We start from the raw sequence: 4,917 nt of genomic DNA on the forward strand, positions 1-4,917 counted from the left end.
CTGTTGCCCGATCGCGGCGAGCGTGGCCCGCCAATTCTAGATAAGCGGCGTACGGTCAACGGCATTCTGTGGGTTCTGCGAACTGGCGTGCCATGGCGCGACATGCCGGAACGATATGGCAAGTGGAACTCGGTCTTCATTCGCTTCACCCGCTGGAGCAAATCTGGTGTTTGGGATGCGGCATTCGAGACTTTGGCGAGTCTCGGGCCTCCCGCCGACGAGGAGCACGCCATCGATTCCACCATCATCCGGGCGCACCAGCATGCGGCTGGAGTAAAAGGGGGAATCAAAATCAGAAAGCGCTCGGCCGCTCGCGCGGTGGCTTCTCGACGAAGGTCCACGTCCGCACCAATGCCGAAGGCAACCCGCTGACCTTCGACATCACTGGCGGCGAGGTCCACGAAGTTAATGCCTACGAAGCATTGATGGAGCTTCACGACGTCAATCCCAGAAAGCTTCTCGGCGATAAAGGCTACGACAGCGACGCTATTCGTGCTGATCTTGTAGAGCGTGGCATCGAGGCTGTGATCCCGCCGCGATCGAACCGCACGATCCAAATCAAATACGATCGTGAGGCCTACAAGCATCGCAATCTCGTCGAACGCTGTGTCAATCGCATCAAACAATACCGTCGCGTTGCTACCCGTTACGAAAAAACCGCCAGAGCGTACCTGTCGATGCTAAGCATCGCCGCAGCATTGCTCTGGGTTAGAACCGTCAACACGACCTAGCCCAAGGCAGCACTAGAGCATGACGAGCAATCGTTTTACGGAGCTGTCGCTCATCTGCGAAAGAGCATGCGGGATGAAGACGGCGGGCGTGTAAAGCCATCGGCTGCTGCCGCATGACTTTAGGATGCGGGACAACGCGGTTGGACGATGCCGGCGCGTTCGCCAGCGCATGAAGGTGATCGCCCAGGAACTCCGCCGCTTCAGCCACCGGCGTTTGCAGGTCTGCTCAAGCACGAAGGCTATCCGATCAACTACAAGGTACTCTTCGGGGCGACACCGGGAAGAGAAACCCGCGGTGCGCCGCTGCGGCGGTCGAAAGCGGGCAATCGGACCAGAGCACCGATCGTGGTGCGGATGGCGACCGACGAGCACTGGTCGCTCGCTTTTGTTTCGGAACAGCTCATTGCGTCGCCGATTCCGTCGTGGTCGACTACTGCACCCGCGAGTGTTGGGCGCTGGTGACCGACAGGTCGCGCGGGTGGCACGGGACCTGGACCGGCTGGTGGTGCGGGATGTGCAATTTGCGCAACTACCAATGCTAATAATTGATCTGGATAGCAAAAGAGGGTCTAGCTACCGCTCGATGAGCGAGGGGCCGGTCAACGTCATCTGCAAGGAGTATGGTATGCAACATCACTCACAACCGGATGGCCAAGTGGGTCGATCGATGCGCTGGATTGGCACCTGCAGCAATTCTCTGCACTCAGATATGTTCCCGACCGTGACCTCTTCCTTCTCAGATATCGTCCTTTCATGGAGGCGCACGACTGGCGCTTTTCGGCGCGATCGCCGAACTCGTCAGCTGATTAGCTTGGGGAATTTCGACAATGTGCACCTGCTGCGACGCAATCCCCGTCCTTTGGACGAGCAAGTTTAACGCAGGCGATCGTGAACCGTTAGAACCGGCGAACCATGCTTCGCAGGATTGTCGTCGCTCCAGCGAAGTTCGGTGCGAGTGGGTGGTCTCCATTCTGCGACAACGTCTTTCTCGTAACTTCGATAGAGGGCGAGATTTCACGACGTTTTGGAGCGCTTGGTTCAAATCATGTAGCAGGCTTTCAGAGGGTGCTTAAACGCCGCCGTCAGAGGATGGGCGAGAGAATTTGTCTGAAGGAATGCTCGTCGACATCTCGGGCACTTCGAACAAGCGGTGACGCGTGCCGTTCCTAGACGCCAATGAACACACGAGCCGCCAGTCAAAATGCGATGCAAAGGAGATACGACATGCAGCGCCATGATGAAATGAAGCTTGGACTGTTCCTCTGGGCTGCTGGATATCACGAAGGCGCATGGCGCGATCCGATCGCGCCAGTGAATTGCGGGGCTGATATCGGCCATTACACTGAACTGGCAGCCTATGCTGAGGCGGCGGCATTTCATCTGATATTTCTTGCCGATAACCCAAGCGTATCTGAATTAGACGACAATCATATAGCTCGTTCAAGCCGAAACGATGTGTTCGAGCCAATCACGCTGTTGTCGGCGCTTTCAACGAAAACACAGAATGTGGGTCTTATCGGGACGGCCACGACCACGTACAATCAGCCTTACCATCTTGCACGCATGTTCGCCTCGCTTGATCACCTATCGCGGGGACGTTCTGGCTGGAACATCGTCACCTCCGGGTTTAAGCGCGAAGCCGCAAATTTCGGCGAGAATGAGCTTCCAGACCATGACGCGCGTTATGCTCGAGCGAGAGAATTCGTCGAAGTCGTCAAGGGGCTTTGGGACTCATGGGAAGATGATGCTTTCATTCGCGACAAACGAAGTGGTATTTACGCTGACACCACGAAAATGCATTTGCTTAACCACCGAGGGAACCATTTATCAGTCAGAGGCCCCTTGAACATCGCAAGGCCGCCGCAGGGGCATCCGGTATTGGTTCAAGCTGGCGCATCCGATACTGGAATAGAGTTCGCTGCGGAATTCGGCGAGGTCGTGTTCACTGCTGCACCTTACTTGGAATACGGTCAACAATATTACGCAACTATCAAAGATAAAGCGCGTGCACGCGGGCGGGAAGACGACCAGGTGCTGGTCATGCCAGGCTTTATCCCAATCGTTGGGAGGACTAAGCAAGAAGCATCTGACAAGCTCGAAAGGTTACATTCGGACGAGCACATCGACGTGCAAATAGAAATGGCCAGTCGTGGGCTGGGGTCTGTTGCTGAGCTGCGGTCAGTAGACCTCGACTCATTAGTCCCAGAGACGTTACCGCAGTCGAATTTCATACAGAGCCGTCAGAAAGTATACCTCAACGTGGCGGCACGCCAGAAGTTCACCTGGAGACAACTGATCCGCTTCATTTCGGACACCAAAGGACATCTCATGGTGGTCGGAACGCCGGATGAAATCGCCGACGCCATGGTGGAAACGTTTGATCAACGTGCTGCTGACGGATTCAACGTTATCCCGGCGACTCTTCCAGGCGGTCTCAAGGACTTTGTTGATCTAGTTGTCCCTGAATTGCGTCGACGAGGCAAATTCAGATCCGGATTTTCCGGACAAACACTAAGAGAGAACCTTGGTCTCAAGCGGCCACCGAATCAGTTCGCGCGGACAGCGTAAGTAATCGTCCGTGAAGAGCCTGGCTTGGGCTTTCGATAGCGGGTGATCTTTGAGATCGCGGCAGTCCTAGCGCGGCATTTGAGAAGAGGTGGTGACGGCCGCTCCCGTTTGAGAGGATCGGATTGAGGGGTTCAAATCGAAACCACTGCACGGTCGCCCAAGCATGTCGATCAGCTTCGACGGCCCTGCCGGATCTCATATATCAATCGGATACCGCAGCAGGAGTTCGTCTGAACTTAGCAGTGAGGCCGAGGTGAGCGGTTCCGGAGTATCCATAGGCGGTCTCCATCGCGCCGATCACTGTTTCCTGCTTGTCCGCATTGATCGGTACAAAACTGCGCTAGCGATAATTCACCTTGCAATGGGCCTCAAGCGCGGCGAGCCCTAAGCGATATTGCTGCCTCAGCGTCAACATCGTGGCTCTGGGCGGATAGAGACTATCCGAGAATAACCCCTGCACATAAAGCCAGTACGCGTTGCGCACGGGGTAACCGGACGCGCGTGGAGTGCGCGTTTTGTCCCAAGGCAAACGTCCGGCCTGCTTCAGATCTGCCGACGTGCTGCGGACCGAACCTCGCGTAGCGCAGAGCCGATAGCAATCTGCATGACTCGCGTCGGTGCTAGGAGCGTGATGTTTTTTACCGGAATCGGGATTCCCAGCGGGACAGATTTCTGATTCAAACTCCATGCTGGAGAACGGGGGCCAGCATGGATGACGCGACCCTATTCGGAAGACCTTCGCGAACGCGCTCTGGCGCGGGCTGACGCCGGCGAGACCGTCCGTTCGATTGCGGAAGCGCTTCAGATCAGTCCTTCCTGTGTGACGAAGTGGAAGAATCTGCGGCGGGAGACCGGAGGCGTTTCGCCCGGCAAGATCGGTGGTCACAAGAAGCCGGTTTTGTCCGGCGCTAATGCCGACTGGCTGCGCAAGCGCATTCGCTCGGGGCCATTCACCTTGCGGAAGCTGACACAGGAGCTGGCGGTGCGCGGGATCAAGACAGACGTCCGGGCGGTGTGGACGTTTGTGCACGCCGAAGGGCTGAGCTTCAAAAAAAACGATGCTGCCAGCCGAACAAGATCGTCCCGACGTCGCCCGTAAACGGACGCGCTGGAAGGCCCATCAGGGCAGGATCGACGCTTCGCGCCTGGTCTTTATCGACGAGACGTGGATCAAGACCAACATGGCACCGTTGCGCGGCTGGGGGCCGAGTGGGCAGCGTCTCCAGGCATCTGGCCCTTCGGACACTGGAAGACCATGACCTTCATCGCGGCATTGCGCCACGATCAGATCTGCGCGCCCTGGGTGATCGATGGCCCGATCAATGGTGAGCTCTTCACCCTCTATGTCGAACAGGTGTTGGCGCCCACTCTGACAAAGGGTGAGGTCGTGATCCTCGATAACCTCGGCAGTCACAAGGGAAAGCAGGCGCGCAACGCCGTCCGCGCCAAGGGAGCCCATCTGCTCTTTCTGCCGCCCTACAGTCCCGACCTCAATCCGATCGAGCAGGTCTTCGCCAAACTCAAACACCTGATCCGAGCCGCAGAGCCACGCGACGTCGAGGCAACCTGGCGAAAGGTCGGCGAACTCCTCGATCTCTTCTCCAACGAGGAGTGCGCC

General features: G+C 57.1%; 2 protein-coding genes and 3 pseudogenes. All 5 read left to right on the forward strand.

Annotation, left to right across the window (positions count from 1 at the left end; translation table 11 throughout):
* Positions 1 to 3 precede the first annotated feature (3 nt).
* Positions 4 to 123, forward strand: a pseudogene (locus AYJ54_RS54020) (transposase); the annotation flags it as partial.
* Positions 123 to 731: an IS5 family transposase gene (locus AYJ54_RS47565; RefSeq protein WP_201724239.1), complete on the forward strand. Its 609-nt coding sequence runs from the start codon at positions 123 to 125 to the stop codon at positions 729 to 731. The pseudogene AYJ54_RS54020 and the gene AYJ54_RS47565, both read left to right, overlap by 1 nt.
* An 80-nt stretch (positions 732 to 811) precedes the next feature.
* Positions 812 to 1,236, forward strand: a pseudogene (locus AYJ54_RS52560) (transposase family protein); the annotation flags it as partial.
* A 719-nt stretch (positions 1,237 to 1,955) separates the two neighbouring features.
* On the forward strand, positions 1,956 to 3,299 hold the full coding sequence (locus AYJ54_RS22415) for an LLM class flavin-dependent oxidoreductase (protein ID WP_063702275.1): 1,344 nt from the start codon (positions 1,956 to 1,958) through the stop codon (positions 3,297 to 3,299).
* 712 nt (positions 3,300 to 4,011) lie between these two features.
* Positions 4,012 to 4,917, forward strand: a pseudogene (locus tag AYJ54_RS47570) (IS630 family transposase); the annotation flags it as partial.

Source organism: Bradyrhizobium centrolobii (assembly GCF_001641635.1).
Lineage (GTDB): Bacteria > Pseudomonadota > Alphaproteobacteria > Rhizobiales > Xanthobacteraceae > Bradyrhizobium > Bradyrhizobium centrolobii.

Excerpts from the sequence above, each read along its gene's own strand:
- AYJ54_RS22415 (WP_063702275.1), top strand. The coding sequence starts at position 1,956 with ATGCAGCGCCATGATGAAATGAAGCTTGGACTGTTCCTCTGGGCTGCT.